The sequence below is a fragment of the Pelomonas cellulosilytica genome, from assembly GCF_021353265.1.
Lineage (GTDB): Bacteria > Pseudomonadota > Gammaproteobacteria > Burkholderiales > Burkholderiaceae_C > Pelomonas > Pelomonas cellulosilytica.
Genome location: NZ_JAJTWU010000009.1, coordinates 306,075 through 323,712, shown reverse-complemented (window position 1 = coordinate 323,712; position 17,638 = coordinate 306,075). Strand labels below are relative to the sequence as shown.

Genomic DNA, 17,638 nt, shown 5'->3' with positions numbered 1-17,638 from the left:
CCGACATAGGTGGGGTGAAAGCCAGGCCCTGCAACAAAAACGGGCCGGCAGAGCCGGCCCATCGTGGCGTGAGGCGCCCGGCGCGTCAGGCCAGCTTGCCGTGGCAGGCCTTGAACTTCTTGCCGCTGCCACAGGGGCAGGGATCGTTGCGCCCCACGTGGCCGAACTGGCTCAGCAACGTTTCGGGGTCGACTTCCTGACTGACGGAACCGTCCTCGTTCGGGTGCTGGTAGGTGACGTTGGCCACCGCCTCCGCGCGCCGCTCCATCGCCTCGGCGGCCTGGTTGGCCTCTTCTTGGCTCTGGATGCGCACGTTCAGCAGGATGCGCGTGACTTCCATCTTCACCATGTCGAGCAGCTGCGAGAACAGCTCGAAGGCCTCGCGCTTGTATTCCTGCTTCGGATTCTTCTGCGCGTAGCCGCGCAGGTGGATGCCTTGGCGCAGGTAGTCCAGCGCAGCCAGGTGCTCGCGCCAGCGCTGGTCGATGCTCTGCAGCAGCACCATGCGCATGAAGGGCGTGAACTGGTCGATGCCGACGCGGTCGATCTTGCTCTGGAACAGCTCGTTGCCCGCCTTGACGACGGCCTCGACGATCTCCTCGTCCGTGATGGCGTCGCTCTTCTTGACGAGCTCGGTCAGCGACAGCTCGATCTGCCATTCATCGCGCAGCACCTGCTCCAGGCCGGGCAGGTCCCACTGTTCTTCCACGCTTTCGGCCGGCACATAGGTGCGCACGACATCCGTCAGCGTCGATTCACGCAGCGAGCCGATCTGGGCGACGAGGCTCTCGGCCTCGAGGATGTCATTGCGCTGCTGGTAGATGACCTTGCGCTGGTCGTTCGACACATCGTCGTACTCCAGCAGCTGCTTGCGGATGTCGAAGTTGCGGGCCTCGACCTTGCGCTGCGCGCCTTCGATGGAGCGCGTGACGATGCCGGCCTCGATGGCCTCGCCCTCGGGCATCTTGAGCCGGTCCATGATGGCGCGCACACGCTCGCCAGCAAAGATGCGCATCAGCTGGTCATCCAGCGACAGGTAGAAGCGCGACGAGCCCGGGTCGCCCTGGCGGCCGGCACGGCCACGAAGCTGGTTGTCGATGCGGCGGCTCTCGTGGCGCTCGGTGGCGATGATGCGCAGCCCGCCCTCGGCCTTGACCTTGTCGTGCAGGCCCTGCCACTCGTCCTTGAGCTGCTGGATGCGCGCGGCCTTCTCTCCCTCTGGGATGGACTCATCGGCCTCGATGAAGTGGATCTGCTTCTCGACGTTGCCGCCCAGCACAATGTCGGTACCGCGGCCGGCCATGTTGGTGGCGATCGTGATGACGCCCGGACGGCCGGCCTGGGCGACGATCTGCGCCTCCTTCTCGTGCTGCTTGGCGTTCAGCACGTTGTGCGGCAGCTTGGCCTGGTTCAGCAGCTTAGAGATCAGCTCCGAGTTCTCGATGGAAGTCGTACCCACCAGCACCGGCTGGCCGCGCGTGTGGCAGGCGCGGATATCCTCGATGACGGCGGCGTACTTTTCCTTGTCGGTCTTGTAGACTAGGTCCAGCTCGTCCTTGCGGATCGTCGGACGATTCGGCGGGATGACGACGGTCTCCAGGCCGTAGATTTCCTGGAACTCGTAGGCCTCGGTGTCGGCCGTGCCCGTCATGCCGGACAGCTTGCCGTACATACGGAAGTAGTTCTGGAACGTGATCGAGGCCATCGTCTGGTTCTCGGCCTGGATCTCCACACCTTCCTTGGCCTCGACGGCCTGGTGCAGGCCGTCGCTCCAGCGGCGGCCCGACATCAGGCGGCCGGTGAACTCGTCGACGATGATGACCTCGCCGTTCTGCACGACGTAGCTCTGGTCCCGGTGATAGACGTGGTGGGCCCGCAGCGCTGCATTCAGGTGATGCATCAGCGTGATGTTGGCCGCGTCGTACAGGCTCGCGCCCTCGGCGATCAGGCCGGCCTGCGCCAGCAGGCGCTCGGCGTTCTCGTGGCCTTCCTCCGTCAGGTGGATCTGGTGGGACTTCTCATCCACCGTGAAGTCGCCCGGCTCGATGACGCCTTCACCCGTGCGCGGGTCCAGCTCGCCGATCTGCTTCTTCAGGCCCGGCACGACGGCATTGATCTTCAGGTAGACGTCAGTGTGGTCGTCAGCCTGGCCCGAGATGATCAGCGGCGTGCGCGCCTCGTCGATGAGGATGGAGTCCACCTCGTCAACGATGGCATAGGCCAGGCCGCGCTGCACGCGGTCGGCCGTCTCGTAGACCATGTTGTCGCGCAGGTAGTCGAAGCCGTACTCGTTGTTGGTGCCGTAGGTGACGTCGGCAGCGTAGGCGGCCTGCTTCTGTTCGCGCGGCATCTGCGGCAGGTTGATGCCGACCGTCAGGCCGAGGAAGTTATAGAGGCGGGCCATCCACTCGGCGTCGCGACGCGCGAGGTAGTCGTTCACCGTGACCACGTGGACGCCCTTGCCGGTCAGTGCGTTCAGGTAGACCGGCAGCGTCGCCATCAGCGTCTTGCCTTCGCCGGTGCGCATTTCCGCAACCTTGCCAGCGTTCAGCACCATGCCGCCGATCAGCTGCACGTCGAAGTGGCGCATCTTCAGTGCCCGCTTACCGCCCTCTCGGCAGACGGCGAAGGCCTCGGGCAGGATGTCATCCACCGTCTCGCCAGCGGCGATGCGCTGCTTGAACTCGGCCGTCTTGCCCCGCAGCTCGTCATCGGTCAGCGCCTCGAACTTGGGCTCCAGCGCGTTGATCTGCTGCACGGTGCGGCGGTAGCCTTTGAGCAGGCGCTCGTTGCGGCTACCGAAAATCGAGGTGAGAAGCTTGGGCAACATGCTGCGAATGGGGCTGGGCGGGCTGGTGCGGCCAGCAAATTGCCGGCAGGACGCGCGAATCTGAGGGCGGCACAGGGCAATGCAAGACAAACATGCCCGGCCGCGCAAAACGGCGCAGTTTACAGCGCGCCCGTATCGGCGCCCCGTCATGGCGCCCCGCCATGGCGCACGCGGCTGACTACACTGCCGGCATGGCCCTCCCCCGCTACCTGGCGCCGCGCGTTGTTCGCGCGAGCATCCCGTCGCCCACGCCGGTGGCCGACGCGCTGCGCGCGCACGAAGGTCTTGCACGCCTGGGCGAGCGGCTGGAAGCCTCCCGGCGGCGGCTGAAGGTCATTGCGCCGGCGTTGCCTGGCAGCCTGGTCGCCAGTCTGCAGCCGGGCCCGCTGGACGAAGAAGGCTGGACCCTGTTGTGCGCCAACGCGGCCGTGGCCGCCAAGCTGCGCCACCTGCTGCCGCGCCTGGAGGCGCTGCTGATCCAATCCGGCCTCCCCGGTCGCATCCGCGTGAAGCTGACCCAACGCTGAACCCCGCCGGGTCTACTAGCCAGGGGCTGCGCCGTCTCGCCACAACGGGCGCGGACCCGGAGCGTGTGCTATTGCCGCAGCCGAACAGAAGTCGCGACGTTCAGCCAGGAGTGGCGGATCGACGTTTGAGAATGGCTTGATCGCCTGATCCATGGGCGTCGGCCCATTTGCGAACCCGAAGGAAATTGAAGATGAAGCTCACCATTGGACAAAGGCTGGCCTCGGGTTTTGCGCTCGTGCTGGTCCTCGCGGCGGGCGTCATCGGGCTGTCGTGCTGGCATCTGGCCCGGACAGCGACAGCCACCCGCCAGATGATGAACGAGCCGCTGGCCAAGGAACGGCTGATCGCCGACTGGAACCGCAACACCCACGCGGCGGTGCGCCGCACCATCGCCATCGCCAAGAGCTCGGACAGCTCGCTCGTGCAGATCTTTGCCGAGGATCAGGCCCAGTCGACCAAGGCATCGAGCGCGATGTACGACAAGCTCCAGCAGCTGCTGACTTCCAGCGAGGAAAAGGCGCTCTTCGAGGCGGTCGACCAGGCACGCAAGGTGTACCTGGCGGCACGCAACGAGATCGTCCGGCTGAAGAAGGAGGGGCAGGCCGATGCCGCGGAGAAGCTGCTGACCGAGACGTTCCTGCCCGGCTCCAAGGTCTATTTGCAGAAGGTGCAGGACCTGCTGGACTTCCAGCGAGCCGCCATCGACAAGACCGCTGCGGAGGTGGATGCCGCCAACAGCGACGGCCGCAACCTGCTGATCGGTCTGGGTCTGACGATGCTGCTGATCGGCGTGGGCGCCGCCTGGACCATCACGAAGGGCATCACCGGCCCACTGCGGACGGCCACTCGTCTGGCGGAACAGGTTGCTGAAGGGGACCTGACTGCCTCGGATGCGATGGCGGCACCGTCGAGCGATGAGATCGGGCAGCTGTGGGCGTCTCTGCACCGCATGCGGGAACGCCTGTCGACGATGGTCAGCAACATCCGCGACTCGGCGGAGTCCATCAACACGGCCGCCGTCGAGATCGCCAGCGGCAACCAGGATCTCAGCGCCCGCACCGAGAAGGCCGCTGCCAGCCTTCAAGAGACGGCCAGCGCCATGGAGGAACTCACGGGCACGGTGAGCCAGTCCGCCGCATCGTCGACGCATGCCAACGAGTTGGCGCAAACCGCTTCAGACGTGGCGCAGCGCGGCGGCGAGGTCGTGGCCGAGGTGGTCCACACGATGGACGAAATCAACACCAGCTCCCGCAAGATCGCCGACATCATCGGCGTCATCGACGGTATCGCATTCCAGACGAACATCCTGGCTCTGAACGCGGCTGTGGAGGCGGCCCGGGCCGGCGAACAGGGGCGCGGCTTTGCAGTGGTCGCGGGTGAGGTGCGAGCGCTCGCCGGCCGCAGCGCCGATGCGGCCCGCGAGATCAAGAGCTTGATCGGCAGCAGCGTCGAGCGTGTGGAAGCGGGCTCACAGCTCGTCGCGCGGGCGGGGCAGACGATGAGCGGGCTGGTGGTCGACGTTCAGCGTGTGAGGAACATCGTCAGCGAGATCACGGTGGCGACCAAGGAGCAGTCCACAGGCATTGCGCAGGTCAACATCGCCATCAGCCAGCTCGACCAGGCCACCCAGCAGAACGCGGCCCTCGTCGAAGAATCCACCGCAGCGGCAGAGAGCCTGCGGGAACAGGCGAATACCCTGGCCAGCGCGGTCAGCGCGTTCAGAATCAGTCACCGTCAATAGCCGGCAAACCGGGCGGCATAGCTCGCCTCCGCGTCGCCGCGGCAGACATCTCGCACCTCGAGCGCGACGTGGTCGCAACCTCTAAGCTCGCTATCGATGCCCAAGTTGAACGCGCGAGCTCACGAACGCGGTTCCCCGGAGCCGCCGTCAACTGGCTGGCCAGGGGCTCGGCGCCAAAGGCCGTAGGTACTCCGCGCTTGACAGGCCCGGGGGACCGGCCAGATGTAGTGCACGCCGTGCAGCATGAACTCCACCAGATTGGAGCTGATCGGCGACCATTGGCCGCGCCTATGAGCCACCGCCAGGCCGGACGCCACTGCACGTTTCACGCTCGCGTGCGCTTCTGAAACGCTGATGGCCAGGGCTTCGCCCAGCGCCGCATACGTCCAACGCTGCGGTGCCGCTGCCTTCAGCAGTACGAGCAGGTCTTGCGGTTTGAGTTCCATAGCGGAGTGACATTCGCTATTCGCGAATAGCGAATGTCACTGATGGGGCTCATCCCGAGCAGCGCGCGCAGACTCTTGTGAGAAGAACGCCGTGATGACGCATTGGCCGTCTTCGTGGCGCGGCACTTTCTTCTAGGTCTGCCACCATGAGCGACGCCGGTGTGGCACCTCGTTCAGCTAGCGGTTGCCAGCCAAGCCAAGAGCACGACATGCCGATTCCGCGAGGCGAAGTGAGCCACTGAACGGGTATTGCGGCCACGGCCGACACCGAAGCAGCGATCGATGTCGCGATCATTGGAACGCCATCTAGGCATGTAAGGATTTGGCCTCCATTTACGGCGTCGGCTACCAACCGTTGATGCGTGACGCCATCTGCCGTTGGGCCGAAGCCGAGATGAAGCAACTGCTTGCCGGAGCGGCGGAGACGCGTCGGCAGAAGGCGCAGGAGCACAAAGAAGCCAAGCCGGTTATGAAGCGGCAATCAGAATCGCCCGCACCGGCTGCTGAGCAGCCGCGCAAGCGAGCGGCATGACCAGATGAGTTTTGACGGGCCCGCGCTTAGCGGGGCTTTTTCCTTTTCAGCCTTCGGAGTCGCAGTAGCCCTGACGATGCCGTTATCGACTCGCATGGAGATCGCCTCGCGCGCGCGCCTGCCGCCCGGCCAGGCCAATGCACGCGGCCATAGCGATCTTCTTCACTTCTCCCCCCCACCCGCCATCCCGGCGGACTATTGAAGTAGATCAGCGCCCAAAGGCTAGCGCCAGAGGTTGCCTCGGGTGCACGAAGTGGTACAGGCTGCCAGAAGAGAAAACAGGGACCAGACCGCTGGTGCGATCTAAGTCCCTGTTCTTAAATGGTGCCGGCTATCGGATTCGAACTGATGACCTACCGCTTACAAGGCGGTTGCTCTACCAACTGAGCTAAGCCGGCTGAACGTGTGATTCTAGGTCCTTACTTGACCCGCTTGAGCGCTGGCCGCGGACCGCCGGCTGGAGATTCTGGCGGCGGCGGTGCGTCACCGTCCTCATCGCCCGGCTCGCTGGCCAGTCGCAGCCCGCTGCGACGCGGTTCGGCAGGCACCGGCACGGGCGTTGCGGGCCCCTCCGGCTGGGGCTCCGGCGCCGGAAAGGCCATGCCCTGGCCGTTCTCGCGCGCATAGATGGCCACGACATGGTCCACCGGCACGATGATTTCCCGCGCGACACCGCCGAAGCGTGCCTTGAACTGGATGAACTCGTTGCCAAGATCCAGGCCGCTGGTCGCATCGAAGCCGATGTTCAGCACGATTTCGTTGTTGGACACGTACTCCATCGGCACTTGCACGGAGCGATCCACGTGCACGGCGATGTAGGGCGTGAAGCCGTTGTCCGTGCACCAGTCGTGAAGCGCGCGGATCAGGTACGGGCGGGTGGACGTGCCACCTGCCCCACCTTCTTGGCCTTGCGATTTGTCCATGTACTACCTTGGCCCCTGCAGGCCCTATGGTCCGTATTCCCAGCGACTGCTGCGGATCTGGCTTCGCCAGACCGCTGGTAGCGCCCCCTCACGGGGTCGCGCCGAAGCGCGTGGGGGCGGGCGAATCAGCGGCGCATGACCTTTTCAGAGGGCGTCAGCGCCTCAATGTAGGCCGGGCGGCTGAAGATGCGCTCGGCGTACTTCAGCAGCGGCAGCGCGTTCTTGGACATGTCGATGCCATAGTAGTCCAGGCGCCACAGCAGCGGGGCGATAGCCACGTCGAGCATCGAGAAGTCGTCGCCCAGCATGTACTTGTTCTTCAGGAAGATCGGGGCGAGCTGCGTCAGGCGGTCGCGGATCTGCGAGCGGGCTTTTTCCAGCTGCTTGTCCGTCGCCTTGGTCGTCGTGCCACGGCCTTCGAGGATGTTCACGTGCGCGAACAACTCCTTCTCGAAGTTCAGCAGGAACAGACGGACGCGGGCGCGGGCCACCGGGTCGCCGGGCATCAGCTGCGGGTGCGGGAAGCGCTCGTCGATGTACTCGTTGATGATGTGCGATTCGTACAGGATGAGGTCGCGCTCGACGAGGATGGGCACCTCGTTGTACGGGTTCATCAACGCAATGTCTTCAGGCTTCGCGAACAGGTCAACGTCGCGGATCTCGAAGTCCATGCCTTTCTCGAACAGCACGAAGCGGCAGCGGTGCGAGTAGGGGTCGGTGGTTCCAGAGTAGAGGACCATCATGGCTTGGGCTCCCGAGGGGTCAGTCAATCAAAAAGCGCGCTGGCTGAGCCGCGCTGAAAAAGCAAACGCAGTGGGTGGCCGAGGCGCGCCCCACTGCGTGGTTCGGCACCGCTTTGAGGCGGCACCGGGACACTTCGCTGTTACTTCACGTCCTTCCAGTACGACGCGTTCAAGCGCCAGGCGAAGACAGTGAGGATGCCGAGGAAGATCAGCACGATGACACCGAGCTGGAAACGCTGGGCCTGTGCCGGCTCGCCCATCCATTGCAGGTAGGCGACCAGGTCGGCCACGGCATCGTCGTATTGGCGCTCGGTCATCGTGCCGGGCTTGATCATCTCGTAGCCGGCGAAGACATGCGTCTTCTTCTCGTGGTCATGCGGATCGGCCACTTCCTCGAACTTGGCGATGCGCTGGCCTTGCAGCTCCCACAGCACATGCGGCATCGCGACACTCGGGAAGGCAAGGTTGTTCCACCCCGTCGCCTTCGTGTCATCGCGGTAGAAGTTCCGCATGTAAGTGTAGAGGTAGTCAGCACCGGAGCCCTTGGCGCCGTCGGCGCGCGAGCGGGCGATCACCGAAAGGTCGGGTGGATTGGCGCCGAACCAGGCCTTGGCTTCCTTGGGGTCGAGGCTGACCTTCATGGTCTCGCCGACCTTCTCCGCCGCGAACAGCAGGTTGTTCTTGATGTCGACCTCAGTCAGGCCGATATCGCGCATGCGGTTGTAGCGCATGTAGGCCGCGCTATGACAGTTCAGGCAATAGTTGACGAAGATCTTCGCGCCATGCTGCAGCGAAGCCATGTCCGACATCTTGTCCTTGGGGAACTTGTCCCATTCGATGCCACCGGTGTTGGCCTGCACGGCACCAGCGAAGCCGAGGGTGGCCAGCAGGAGGGCGATCAGCTTTTTCATTGTCGTTGTGCTCCGCGGCTCAGTGGGCGTGGAAGGTCACGCGGTCAGGCACCGGCTTGGGTTCGCCAAGACGGCTCCACCAGGGCATCAGCAGGAAGAAGCCGAAGTAGAACAGCGTGCCGATCTGAGCCACCAAGGTGCCGATCTCGCTGGGCGGCTGGATGCCCAGATAGCCCAGCACCAGGAAGAACACGACGAAGACGGCGTACAGGTACTTGTGCCAGCCCGGGCGGTAGCGGATGGATTTGACCGGGCTGTGGTCCAGCCAAGGCAGGAAGAACAGGATGATGACCGCGCCGCCCATGACGACAACGCCCCAGAACTTGGCGTCGAAGACCTTGAGCAGGAAGATCGCCACGGCAGCCGCCACCAGCAGCGCCAGCTTGGCGGCGCCACCGAACTTGCCCTTCAGGAAGCTCACGACGGCGGCCAGGCCGACGACGCCGCACAGCACGTTGACCATCACGTCGGTCGTCGCGCGCAGCATCGAGTAGAACGGCGTGAAGTACCAGACCGGCGCGATGTGGGCCGGCGTCTTCAGCGGGTCGGCCGGGATGAAGTTGTTGTACTCCAGGAAGTAGCCACCCAGTTCCGGCGCGAAGAAGATGATGGCTGTGAAAACCATCAGGAACAGGCAGACGGCATAGATGTCGTGCACCGTGTAGAACGGATGGAAGGGCACGCCGTCCAGCGGATGGCCGTTTGCGTCTTTCGGGCCCTTCTTGATCTCGACGCCGTCCGGATTGTTCGATCCGACATCGTGCAGCGCCAGCAGGTGGGCGACGACGAGACCCAGCAGCACCAACGGCACGGCGATCACGTGGAAGCTGAAGAAGCGGTTCAGCGTCGCGTCGCCGACGACGTAGTCGCCGCGGATCATCAGCGCCAGGTCCGGGCCGACGAAGGGCACGGCGGCGAACAGGTTCACGATGACCTGCGCGCCCCAGTACGACATCTGGCCCCACGGCAGCAGATAGCCCATGAAGGCCTCGGCCATCAGGCACAGGAAGATCGCGCAGCCGAAGATCCAGACCAGCTCACGCGGCTTGCGGTAGCTGCCGTACAGCAGCCCGCGGAACATGTGAAGGTAGACCACAACGAAGAAGGACGAGGCGCCCGTGCTGTGCATGTAGCGGATCAGCCAGCCCCACGGCACGTCGCGCATGATGTACTCGACCGACGCGAAGGCGAGTGCCGCGTCCGGCTTGTAGTGCATCACGAGAAAGATGCCGGTGACGATCTGGATCACCAGCACCAGCAGTGCCAGCGAGCCGAAGATGTACCACCAGTTGAAGTTCTTCGGCGCGTAGTACTCGGCCATGTGGACCTTGTAGGCGTCGAACGCGGTCGGGAACCGGTTCTCCAGCCAGGTCATGGTCTTCACGCCCACCGAGGCGCCTGCGGGAGCTTCCTTGAATTCAGCCATGTGTCGTCCCTGTCTTTCTCGTCAGGCCTTCTTGTCTTCGCCAATCATGAGCTTGGCGTCGGACAAGTACATGTGCGGCGGCACTTCGAGGTTGTCCGGCGCGGGCTTGTTCTTGAAGACGCGGCCGGCCATGTCGAAGGTGGAGCCATGGCAGGGACACAGGAAGCCGCCGTTCCAGTCGTCCGGCAGCGAAGGCTGGGGGCCGGCGGCGAACTTGTCGCTGGGCGAGCAGCCGAGGTGTGAGCAGATGCCGACGACGACCAGGTACTCGGGCTTGATCGAGCGGTTCTCGTTCTTCGCGTAGTCGGGGATCGGGAACGCCTTGCGCTCCGACTGCGGGTCGGCCAGCTGCGGATCGTTCTTCTTGAGGGCCTCGATCTGCTCGGGCGTACGGCGCACGATCCAGACCGGCTTGCCGCGCCACTCGACGGTGAGCTTCTCACCGGGTTTGATGCCGGAGATGTCGACCTCGACCGGCGCACCTGCTGCCTTCGCACGCTCGCTGGGCGCAAAGGTGCTGACGAAGGGCACGGCCGTCGCGACACCGCCCACGGCTCCGGCGCAGCCGGTGGCAATCAACCAGGTCCGCTTGCCTTGGTCCACTTGCTGGTCACTCATGAGGGTCCTCTAAAGAGACTTCGAATCGAGACTTCGAATCCGACAGACTTCTGATCACGGGCAGCCCGGGATTCTAGCGGACGGCAAATCTGCACTGCCGCCGGGCTCCCGGGGAAAGGACGCAGGTTTACCCGGCTTCTGACCCCGCCCAGTTGGCGCCAAGATGCCGCCGAACACTTTCTTTGATCCCCGTCAGGAGTCCTGCATGAGTTTCTTTTCCGAGTTCAAGGAGTTCGCCGTCAAAGGCAACGTCATCGACCTGGCGGTCGGCGTGATCATCGGCGGCGCATTCGGCAAGATCGTCGACTCCCTGGTCGGCGACGTCATCATGCCGGTCGTGAGCAAGATCTTCGGCGGGCTCGACTTCAGCAACTACTTCGTCCCGCTGGCGGGCCAGACGGCGTCGACGCTGGCCGAGGCCAAGAAGGAGGGTGCGGTGCTGGCCTACGGCAGCTTCATCACCGTTTCGCTGAACTTCATCATCCTGGCCTTCGTGATCTTCCTCATGATCAAACAGATCAACCGCCTCAAGCGGGAGCCGGAGGCTGCCGCGGCGCCGGCAGCGCCGCCGCCCACGCCGGAAGACATCCAGCTGCTTCGCGAGATCCGCGACGCCCTCAAGCGATAGCCCGGTTTTCGTCGCCCGCCCGGTAAGCAATGGTTACCGGGCTTTTTTTTGCCACGGATTTGGCGGCTCATGAAAACCCTAGGCGGTGCCAGGCGCGATACTTTCGCTCACTTGTGCCCTTTTCCTGATGAACGCGCCAGAGATCCGTCTGAATCCGCACCTGGAAGCCTCGCTGACCCGCATTCGTCTCGCGGGTGAGCAGGCTGCGGAGCGTTGCGCGGAAGGATTGGGCCTGTCGGCGCTGTCAGCCGGCCAGATCCGGCGCCGTGACGCGTTGCTGGCAGCGCAGTTCGTGTTCCGCCAGCAGCAGGGCACTTTCCTGCAACGCTTCCTGCAGAGCCTGCGCAAGCAGGTGACGGCCGAGCAGTCCGAGGCCAAGCCCGCGGCCGCCGCTCCGGCCAAGAAGAACTGGGGCGAACTCTCGCTGATGGACGACGACCAGGTGAACAACCTGGTCGCGGCCGACCGTATCGGCCTTGCCATCGGCCACCACAGCGAGTGGGAGCTGCGCGAGGTGGAGTCTTACGTGTCCAGCATCCAGGTGGGCGAGCGCAATCCGCTACGGCCCGAGCTGATCGGCCAGGCGCTGCTGGACGCCGTGCAGGCCATCACCGACGACCCGCCGATCCGCCAGACGCTGACCGACGAACTGACCCGCGCGCTCGCGCAGGAGATGCGCGCGTGCTACGGCGACATCGCCGAGTTGCTGCGCTCACGCGGGCTGCGCCCCCAGGACCTGCGCGTGCGCGCCACGCCGGACGCGGTATCACGCCATGGCGGCCTCGGCGGCAACACGCAGGCGGGCGACCTCGACTCCAGCTACGGCGCGATGTCCACGCGCAGCGGCTATGGCGGCTCGGGCCACGGCAGCCTGGGCGGCGGTGGTGGGCGCAGCGGGTTCGGCGGCTTCAGCGGCAGCACCGGCCGCGCCAGCGGTCCCGGTGGCCTCGGCCGTGTCGACCCACAGATGATGGACCTGCTGCGGCGCCTGGCCCACGCGCCGGCGCCGTACGAGGGCTTCGACAGCGGTCACTCCAGCCGTATGGGCTTGGACACGGTGTCCGGCGAGCCCAGCGCCTGGAGCCAGGCGCCGCTGCCGGCCAACCTGATCAACATGCACCGCGACGAGCTGCGGCAGGCCGCCACCGGCCGGCTGGACCACATGGTCATCGACGTGGTCAGCAGCCTGTTCGACCAGATCCTGGCCGATCCCAAGGTGCCGCCTCAGATGGCGCGCCTGCTTGCCCGGCTGCAGCTGCCGGTGCTGCGCACCGCGCTCGGCGACGAGACGTTCTTCTCGTCGCGGCGCCATCCGGTGCGGGTCTTCATCAACCGGCTGGCCTCGCTGGCCTGCGCGTTCGACGACTTCAGCGACGACCCCGGCCGGGCCTTCCTGTCCCATGTGCGCGACCTCGTGCAGGACGTGGCACAGGGCGACTTCGACCGCATGGACGTCTATACGGCCAAGCTGGATGCGCTCGAGACCTTCATCGCCGAGCAGACGCGCAACACGCTGAAGGCCGCGGGCGATGCCGCTGCCGTCGTGGAACGCCGCGAAACCGACCTGCGCCTGCAGCAGCGCTACTCGCTGCAGTTGCAGCAGCAGCTGGCCAAGGTGCCGATGCAGGGCTTTTTGCGCGACTTCCTGGCGCAGGTCTGGAGCCAGGCCATCGTGCTCGCGTCGCGCGAAGGTGCGCCGGAGCGCGCACTGCGGCTGCGCGCGCTGGGCCGCAGCCTCGTCATGAGCGTGCAGCCCAAGGGCGGCACGGCGGCGCGCGCCGAGTTCCTGCGCGAGCTGCCCAACCTGATGCGCACGCTCAACGAGGGGCTGGATCTGATCCGCTGGCCCGATGCGCCGCGCAAGGACTTCTTCGGCGCGCTGCTGCCTGCGCACGCCGAATCGCTGAAGGGCCAGGCCCCCAGCGCACTGGACACCAACCTGCTGATCAAGCAGCTCGACCAGATCTTCGGCGTCGCCCCGCCCAACGAAGCCGACCTCGCGAAGCCGATGGCCGGCGAGACGCTGCCGGGCGACCTCGACGCGAGCCAGCGCCTGACACCGGCCGAAGCCAAGAGCCTGGGCCTCGTGGAGGAGTCCACCGTCGACTGGAACGGCGAGCTGGACCTGGACCTCTCGGGCAATGACGCCGCCACGGCCGCCGAGCCGCTGCAGGCGGTGGACATCTCCATCGACGGCCTGCCGCCGGCGGAGAGCGCCCCCGAGCCGACCACCGGCGCGCTGCTGATGGAGAACCTGCAGCTCGGCTTCGCCTACCAGATGCACACGGGCACCGAGTGGCAGAAGGTGCGTCTGGCGCACATCAGCGCCGGCCGCAGCTTCTTCATCTTCACGCATGGCAACCGCCACCAGGAGACGGTGACGATGACGGCCCGCATGCTGAAGAAGCTCTGCGAAGCCGGACGTATGCGCACCTACGAAACCGCCCACCTGCTGGAGCGCGCGACCGCAAGGGCCCGCGCCCAGCTCGCCGCGCTGTCTACGCCGGCCCGGTAAGGCGCCGCGCCATCGCGAGCGCCGCCCCCAGGCTGGCCGGATCGGCCACGCCGCGGCCCGCGATGTCGAACGCCGTGCCGTGGTCGGGGCTGGTCCGCACGAAGGGCAGGCCCAGCGTCACGTTGACGCCCTGCTCCACGCCGAGGTACTTGACCGGAATGAGCCCGTGGTCGTGCGTCATCGCGACGACCACATCGAACTCGCCGCGCCGCGCGCGCATGAAGACAGTGTCCGGCGCGTAAGGCCCGCTGGCATCCCAGCCCTCGGCACGCGCATCGGCGATGGCCGGCGCGATGTGGCGGATCTCCTCGTCGCCGAACAGCCCGCCCTCACCCGCATGCGGATTGAGCCCGGCCACGGCGATGCGTGGCGCCGCCACACCCATGCGCCTCAGCGCCGCACCGGTGATGCGCAGCGTCTCCAGCACGTTCTGCCGCGTCACGCGCTCGATCGCGTCGCGCAGCGCGCAGTGGATGGTGACGAGCACCGTGCGCAGCTCCTCGTTGGCCAGCATCATGCGCACCGGCACGCCGCCGGCAAGCGCCTGCAGCATCTCGGTGTGGCCCGGATAGGGCGAGCCCGCGGCGTGCAGCGCCTCCTTGTGGATGGGCGACGTGACAACGGCCCGCGCACGGCCGGCCTGCACCTCGGCCACGGCGGCCTCGATGCAACGCGCCGCCGCGGCGCCGGCCCGAGCATCGACCCGACCGAGCGGCGCATCGACCAGACCGGCCGGCAGGCCTTCAGGCCGCCAGACCGGCAGGCAGCGTGGCGGCACGCGGTGCAGCTCATGCAGCCCCTGCAGCACCGCGACCGCGAGCCCGCCGCCCACGCAGGCGACGGCCCGGCGCAGAACGGCCGGATCGCCGACGACAACCGCATCGCGCGACGTGTCGCGCTGCCAGAGCCTGGCGATGATCTCCGGGCCGATACCGCAGGCGTCACCCATGGTGACGACGAGGGGAACCGGGTGAACCGCGTCCGCGGCCGGGAAGTTTTCCAGCGTCATGCGGCATTCTTCCATCACGGGCGCGGCGGGCTGGCAGACTGCCGACCGGCTCATCCAGCCCTGGAGAACTTCTTGCACAAGACCCTTGTCGCCGCCCTCATCGCGGGCCTGCAGCTGACCTCACTGGCCGCCACCCCGCCGGCCCCACCCACCACCACCGCCGCGGCCACGGACGCCGCTGTGCGCACGCGCGAGGCGCTGCACGCGCTGTTCGATGAAGCCTGGGAGACCGAGGCCCGTGCAGCGCCCGAAGGAGCATCGTTGCGCGGCGACCTGCGCTACAACGACAAGCTCGCCGACCGCTCGCCGGCTGCTCTCGCGGCGCGCGACGCCTTCGCCCGGAACATGCTGGCACGCGCCCGCACCATCGATGCCAGCACGCTCGACGAGACCGACCGCGTGTCGCTCGCGCTGTTCATGCACCGCTACGAGCAGGATGTCGCGATGCAAGGCTTCGCCGGCTGGCGCACGCTGACGCTGGGCACGCTGTACGGCGCGCAGTCGGCACTGGCGGGCTTCGCGCGCAACGTGCCCGTCAACGACGAGACACAGGTGCGGCAATGGCTGGCCCGGCTCGCGGCCTACCCGGCGCGGGTAGACCAGGAGATCGCCATCCTGCGCCGGGGCCTCGCGCTGGGTTGGGTCACGGCCCGGCCGGTGCTGGTGCGAGCCATAGCCCAGGCGGAGGGCCAACTGCCGGACAACGTGACCCGGAGCCCGGTCTACGAACCCTTCAACCGCATGACAGTCGCCGCTAGCGCCCGCACGGGCCTGCAGGACGAGGGTCGGGCGGCGCTGCGCGAGCACTTCTACCCCGCCCAGCGCAGGCTGCTGGCGGTCATGAAGGACGAGCTGCTCCCCAGGGCGCCTGAGAGCGGCTCGCTGTCGAGCTACCCGGGCGGCGACAAGGTCTACGAGGCGCTGATCCTGCGCAACGTGACGCTCCCACTGTCGGCCGCCCACATCCACGCTGTGGGGCTGCGCGAGGTCGCCCGGCTGAGCGCCGAGATGGAGAAAACCAAGGCCGAGGCCGGATTCGACGGTGACCTCGCGGCCTTCAAGAAGTTCCTCTACAGCGACCCGAAGTTCTTCAACCAAAGCGGCGAAGAACTGCTGGACGGCTACCGCGCCATTGCCAAGCGCATCGACCCTGAGCTGCCCAAGCTGTTCGCCCAGCTGCCGCGTTCGACCTACGGCATCCGCGGCATGCCGGCCTACACCGGCGAGGGCGCGGCAGACAACTACAACGGCCCGTCGCTGGACGGCACGACACCCGGCTGGTTCAACGCCAATGCGATTGCCTTCAAGCGCCGGCCCAAATGGGCCATGGAGACGCTCGTCGCCCACGAGACCGTGCCGGGCCACCACCTGCAGATCTCCCGCCAGGTGGAGCTGGGCGAATTGCCGAAGTTCCGCCGCCAGTCGCAGTACTCGGTCTTTAGCGAAGGCTGGGGGCTGTATGCCGAGACGCTAGGCCCGCAGATCGGCCTGTACCGCGACCCCTACACCCGCTTCGGCCACCTGCAGGGACAGATGTTCCGCGCCGCCCGGCTCGTGGTGGACACCGGCCTGCACGCGCAGGGCTGGAGCCGCGACCAGGCCATCGCCTACATGATCGAGCAGACCGGGCACGACCCCGTCTTCATGGCCGCCGAGGTGGACCGCTACACATCGCTGCCCGGCCAGGCGTTGAGCTACATGATGGGCGAGCTGAAGATCCTTGAGCTGCGCGCCCGCGCCGAAGCCGCCCTCGGCGCCCGCTTCGATCAGCGCCGCTTCCACAACGCCGTCATCGACCAGGGCGCCATGCCGCTGCCACTGCTGGAGCAGCGCATCGACGGCTGGATCGCCAGCGAGAAGGCGCGCGCATGAGCCCCGCCTTCTACCCGGTCGGCACGCCCGGCCAGCCTTGGGGCGAGGCGGACGTGCGCGCGTGGCGGGCGCGGCTGGTGCGGCAACGCAGCCACGCGCAGGACGTCGTCGCGGCCATCGACACGCTCCGCAACGACTTCGACGTCAGCGAGTACGGCGCGCTGCACTACGACGGCGAGCGGTTCCCGCTGCTGGCCGTACGCAGCCGCGACTGGCGCGACGAGCTGCCTACCCTCGTCGTCACGGGCGGCGTGCACGGCTATGAGACCAGCGGCGTGCACGGCGCGCTGCGCTACGTGCGCGAGCACGGCCACGCCACCGCCGGCCGCGCCAACCTGCTGGTCGTGCCCTGCGTCAGTCCCTGGGCCTATGAACGCGTTCAGCGCTGGAATTTCGATGCGCTGGACCCGAACCGCAACTTCCGCGCCGGCAGCCCGGCCGGCGAGTCGGCCGCGCTCGTCGCGCTGCTGGCCCCGCTGCACGGCCGCGTGCTGATGCACATCGACCTGCACGAGACGACCGACACCGACGAATCCGAGTTCCGCCCCGCACTGGCGGCACGCGACGGCCAGCCCTTCGCGCCCGGCGAGATCCAGGACGGCTTCTATCTCGTCGACGACATCGACCACCCCCAGCCCGAGTTCCAGCGCGCCGTCATCAACGCGGTCGCGCAGGTGACCCACATCGCTGCGCCGGATGCCAACGGCCAGATCAACGAGTCGCCGCTGCAATCGCCTGGCGTTATCGAGTTCCCGGTCAGCCGCTGGCAGCTGTGCGCGGCCATCACGGGCGCCCGCTTCGCGACGACGACCGAGGTCTACCCCGACAGCCCCCTCGCCACGCCCGAGCAATGCACGCTGGCACAGGTCATCGCCGTCAAGGCGGCCGTGGACTTCGCGCTGGCGCGGGCCTGACG

Annotated in this window: 15 protein-coding genes, 1 tRNA gene and 1 pseudogene; 7 read left to right on the top strand and 10 right to left on the bottom strand. The window is 66.6% G+C overall.

Features of this window, described 5'->3' with window-relative positions; all coding sequences use genetic code 11:
* Nucleotides 1-85: 85 nt before the first annotated feature.
* Complete coding sequence (gene secA / locus LXT13_RS22505; protein ID WP_233374549.1) at nt 86-2,830, bottom strand: preprotein translocase subunit SecA; 2,745 nt, start codon at nt 2,828-2,830, stop codon at nt 86-88.
* Nucleotides 2,831-3,021: 191 nt separating this feature from the next.
* Between secA and LXT13_RS22500 the strand changes: the two genes are divergently transcribed.
* Both LXT13_RS22500 and LXT13_RS22495 read left to right on the top strand, forming a co-directional pair.
* Nucleotides 3,022-3,357, top strand: coding sequence for a hypothetical protein (locus LXT13_RS22500; protein WP_233374548.1), 336 nt, complete (start codon nt 3,022-3,024; stop codon nt 3,355-3,357).
* A 191-nt stretch (nt 3,358-3,548) separates the two neighbouring features.
* Nucleotides 3,549-5,099, top strand: a complete 1,551-nt coding sequence (locus tag LXT13_RS22495) for a methyl-accepting chemotaxis protein (protein WP_233374547.1) — start codon at nt 3,549-3,551, stop codon at nt 5,097-5,099.
* Nucleotides 5,100-5,113: 14 nt separating this feature from the next.
* Here LXT13_RS22495 and LXT13_RS22490 read toward each other — a convergent pair.
* Both LXT13_RS22490 and LXT13_RS22485 read right to left on the bottom strand, forming a co-directional pair.
* Nucleotides 5,114-5,232: pseudogene (locus LXT13_RS22490) on the bottom strand (integrase); the annotation flags it as partial.
* Nucleotides 5,219-5,545 (bottom strand): hypothetical protein, encoded by a 327-nt coding sequence (locus LXT13_RS22485; protein ID WP_233374586.1) that lies wholly within the window; start codon nt 5,543-5,545, stop codon nt 5,219-5,221. The pseudogene LXT13_RS22490 and the gene LXT13_RS22485, both read right to left, overlap by 14 nt.
* A gap of 358 nt (nt 5,546-5,903) precedes the next feature.
* Between LXT13_RS22485 and LXT13_RS22480 the strand changes: the two genes are divergently transcribed.
* The gene (locus LXT13_RS22480) at nt 5,904-6,077 is read left to right on the top strand and encodes a hypothetical protein (RefSeq protein WP_233374546.1); all 174 of its coding nucleotides are present in this window, start codon (nt 5,904-5,906) and stop codon (nt 6,075-6,077) included.
* A 322-nt stretch (nt 6,078-6,399) separates the two neighbouring features.
* Here LXT13_RS22480 and LXT13_RS22475 read toward each other — a convergent pair.
* The 6 genes from LXT13_RS22475 to petA form a co-directional block, all read right to left on the bottom strand.
* Nucleotides 6,400-6,475 (bottom strand) — tRNA-Thr (locus LXT13_RS22475).
* A gap of 21 nt (nt 6,476-6,496) precedes the next feature.
* Complete coding sequence (locus LXT13_RS22470; RefSeq protein ID WP_233374545.1) at nt 6,497-7,000, bottom strand: ClpXP protease specificity-enhancing factor; 504 nt, start codon at nt 6,998-7,000, stop codon at nt 6,497-6,499.
* Between the two features lie 125 nt (nt 7,001-7,125).
* Complete coding sequence (locus LXT13_RS22465; protein WP_056192820.1) at nt 7,126-7,743, bottom strand: glutathione S-transferase N-terminal domain-containing protein; 618 nt, start codon at nt 7,741-7,743, stop codon at nt 7,126-7,128.
* A 140-nt stretch (nt 7,744-7,883) separates the two neighbouring features.
* Nucleotides 7,884-8,654 (bottom strand): cytochrome c1, encoded by a 771-nt coding sequence (locus LXT13_RS22460; RefSeq protein WP_233374544.1) that lies wholly within the window; start codon nt 8,652-8,654, stop codon nt 7,884-7,886.
* 19 nt (nt 8,655-8,673) lie between these two features.
* On the bottom strand, nt 8,674-10,080 hold the full coding sequence (locus LXT13_RS22455; protein WP_233374543.1) for a cytochrome b: 1,407 nt from the start codon (nt 10,078-10,080) through the stop codon (nt 8,674-8,676).
* A 21-nt stretch (nt 10,081-10,101) separates the two neighbouring features.
* Nucleotides 10,102-10,698, bottom strand: a complete 597-nt coding sequence (gene petA, locus LXT13_RS22450; protein ID WP_233374542.1) for a ubiquinol-cytochrome c reductase iron-sulfur subunit — start codon at nt 10,696-10,698, stop codon at nt 10,102-10,104.
* A 205-nt stretch (nt 10,699-10,903) separates the two neighbouring features.
* On the opposite strand from petA, the gene mscL reads away from it, so the two are divergent.
* Both mscL and LXT13_RS22440 read left to right on the top strand, forming a co-directional pair.
* Nucleotides 10,904-11,326 (top strand): large conductance mechanosensitive channel protein MscL, encoded by a 423-nt coding sequence (mscL, locus tag LXT13_RS22445; protein WP_233374541.1) that lies wholly within the window; start codon nt 10,904-10,906, stop codon nt 11,324-11,326.
* Nucleotides 11,327-11,453: 127 nt separating this feature from the next.
* The gene (locus LXT13_RS22440; protein WP_233374540.1) at nt 11,454-13,841 is read left to right on the top strand and encodes a DUF1631 family protein; all 2,388 of its coding nucleotides are present in this window, start codon (nt 11,454-11,456) and stop codon (nt 13,839-13,841) included.
* On the opposite strand, the gene pdxA is transcribed toward LXT13_RS22440, so the two are convergent.
* Nucleotides 13,825-14,850, bottom strand: coding sequence for a 4-hydroxythreonine-4-phosphate dehydrogenase PdxA (pdxA, locus tag LXT13_RS22435; protein ID WP_233374539.1), 1,026 nt, complete (start codon nt 14,848-14,850; stop codon nt 13,825-13,827). The two genes, LXT13_RS22440 and pdxA, sit on opposite strands and share 17 nt — an antisense overlap.
* Before the next feature lie 72 nt (nt 14,851-14,922).
* Here pdxA and LXT13_RS22430 point away from each other — a divergent pair, with 72 nt between their 5' ends.
* Both LXT13_RS22430 and LXT13_RS22425 read left to right on the top strand, forming a co-directional pair.
* Nucleotides 14,923-16,722 (top strand): DUF885 domain-containing protein, encoded by a 1,800-nt coding sequence (locus LXT13_RS22430; protein WP_233374538.1) that lies wholly within the window; start codon nt 14,923-14,925, stop codon nt 16,720-16,722.
* Complete coding sequence (locus LXT13_RS22425) at nt 16,719-17,636, top strand: M14 family metallopeptidase (protein WP_233374537.1); 918 nt, start codon at nt 16,719-16,721, stop codon at nt 17,634-17,636. The genes LXT13_RS22430 and LXT13_RS22425 overlap by 4 nt, the downstream gene beginning before the upstream one ends.
* Nucleotides 17,637-17,638: the final 2 nt, after the last annotated feature.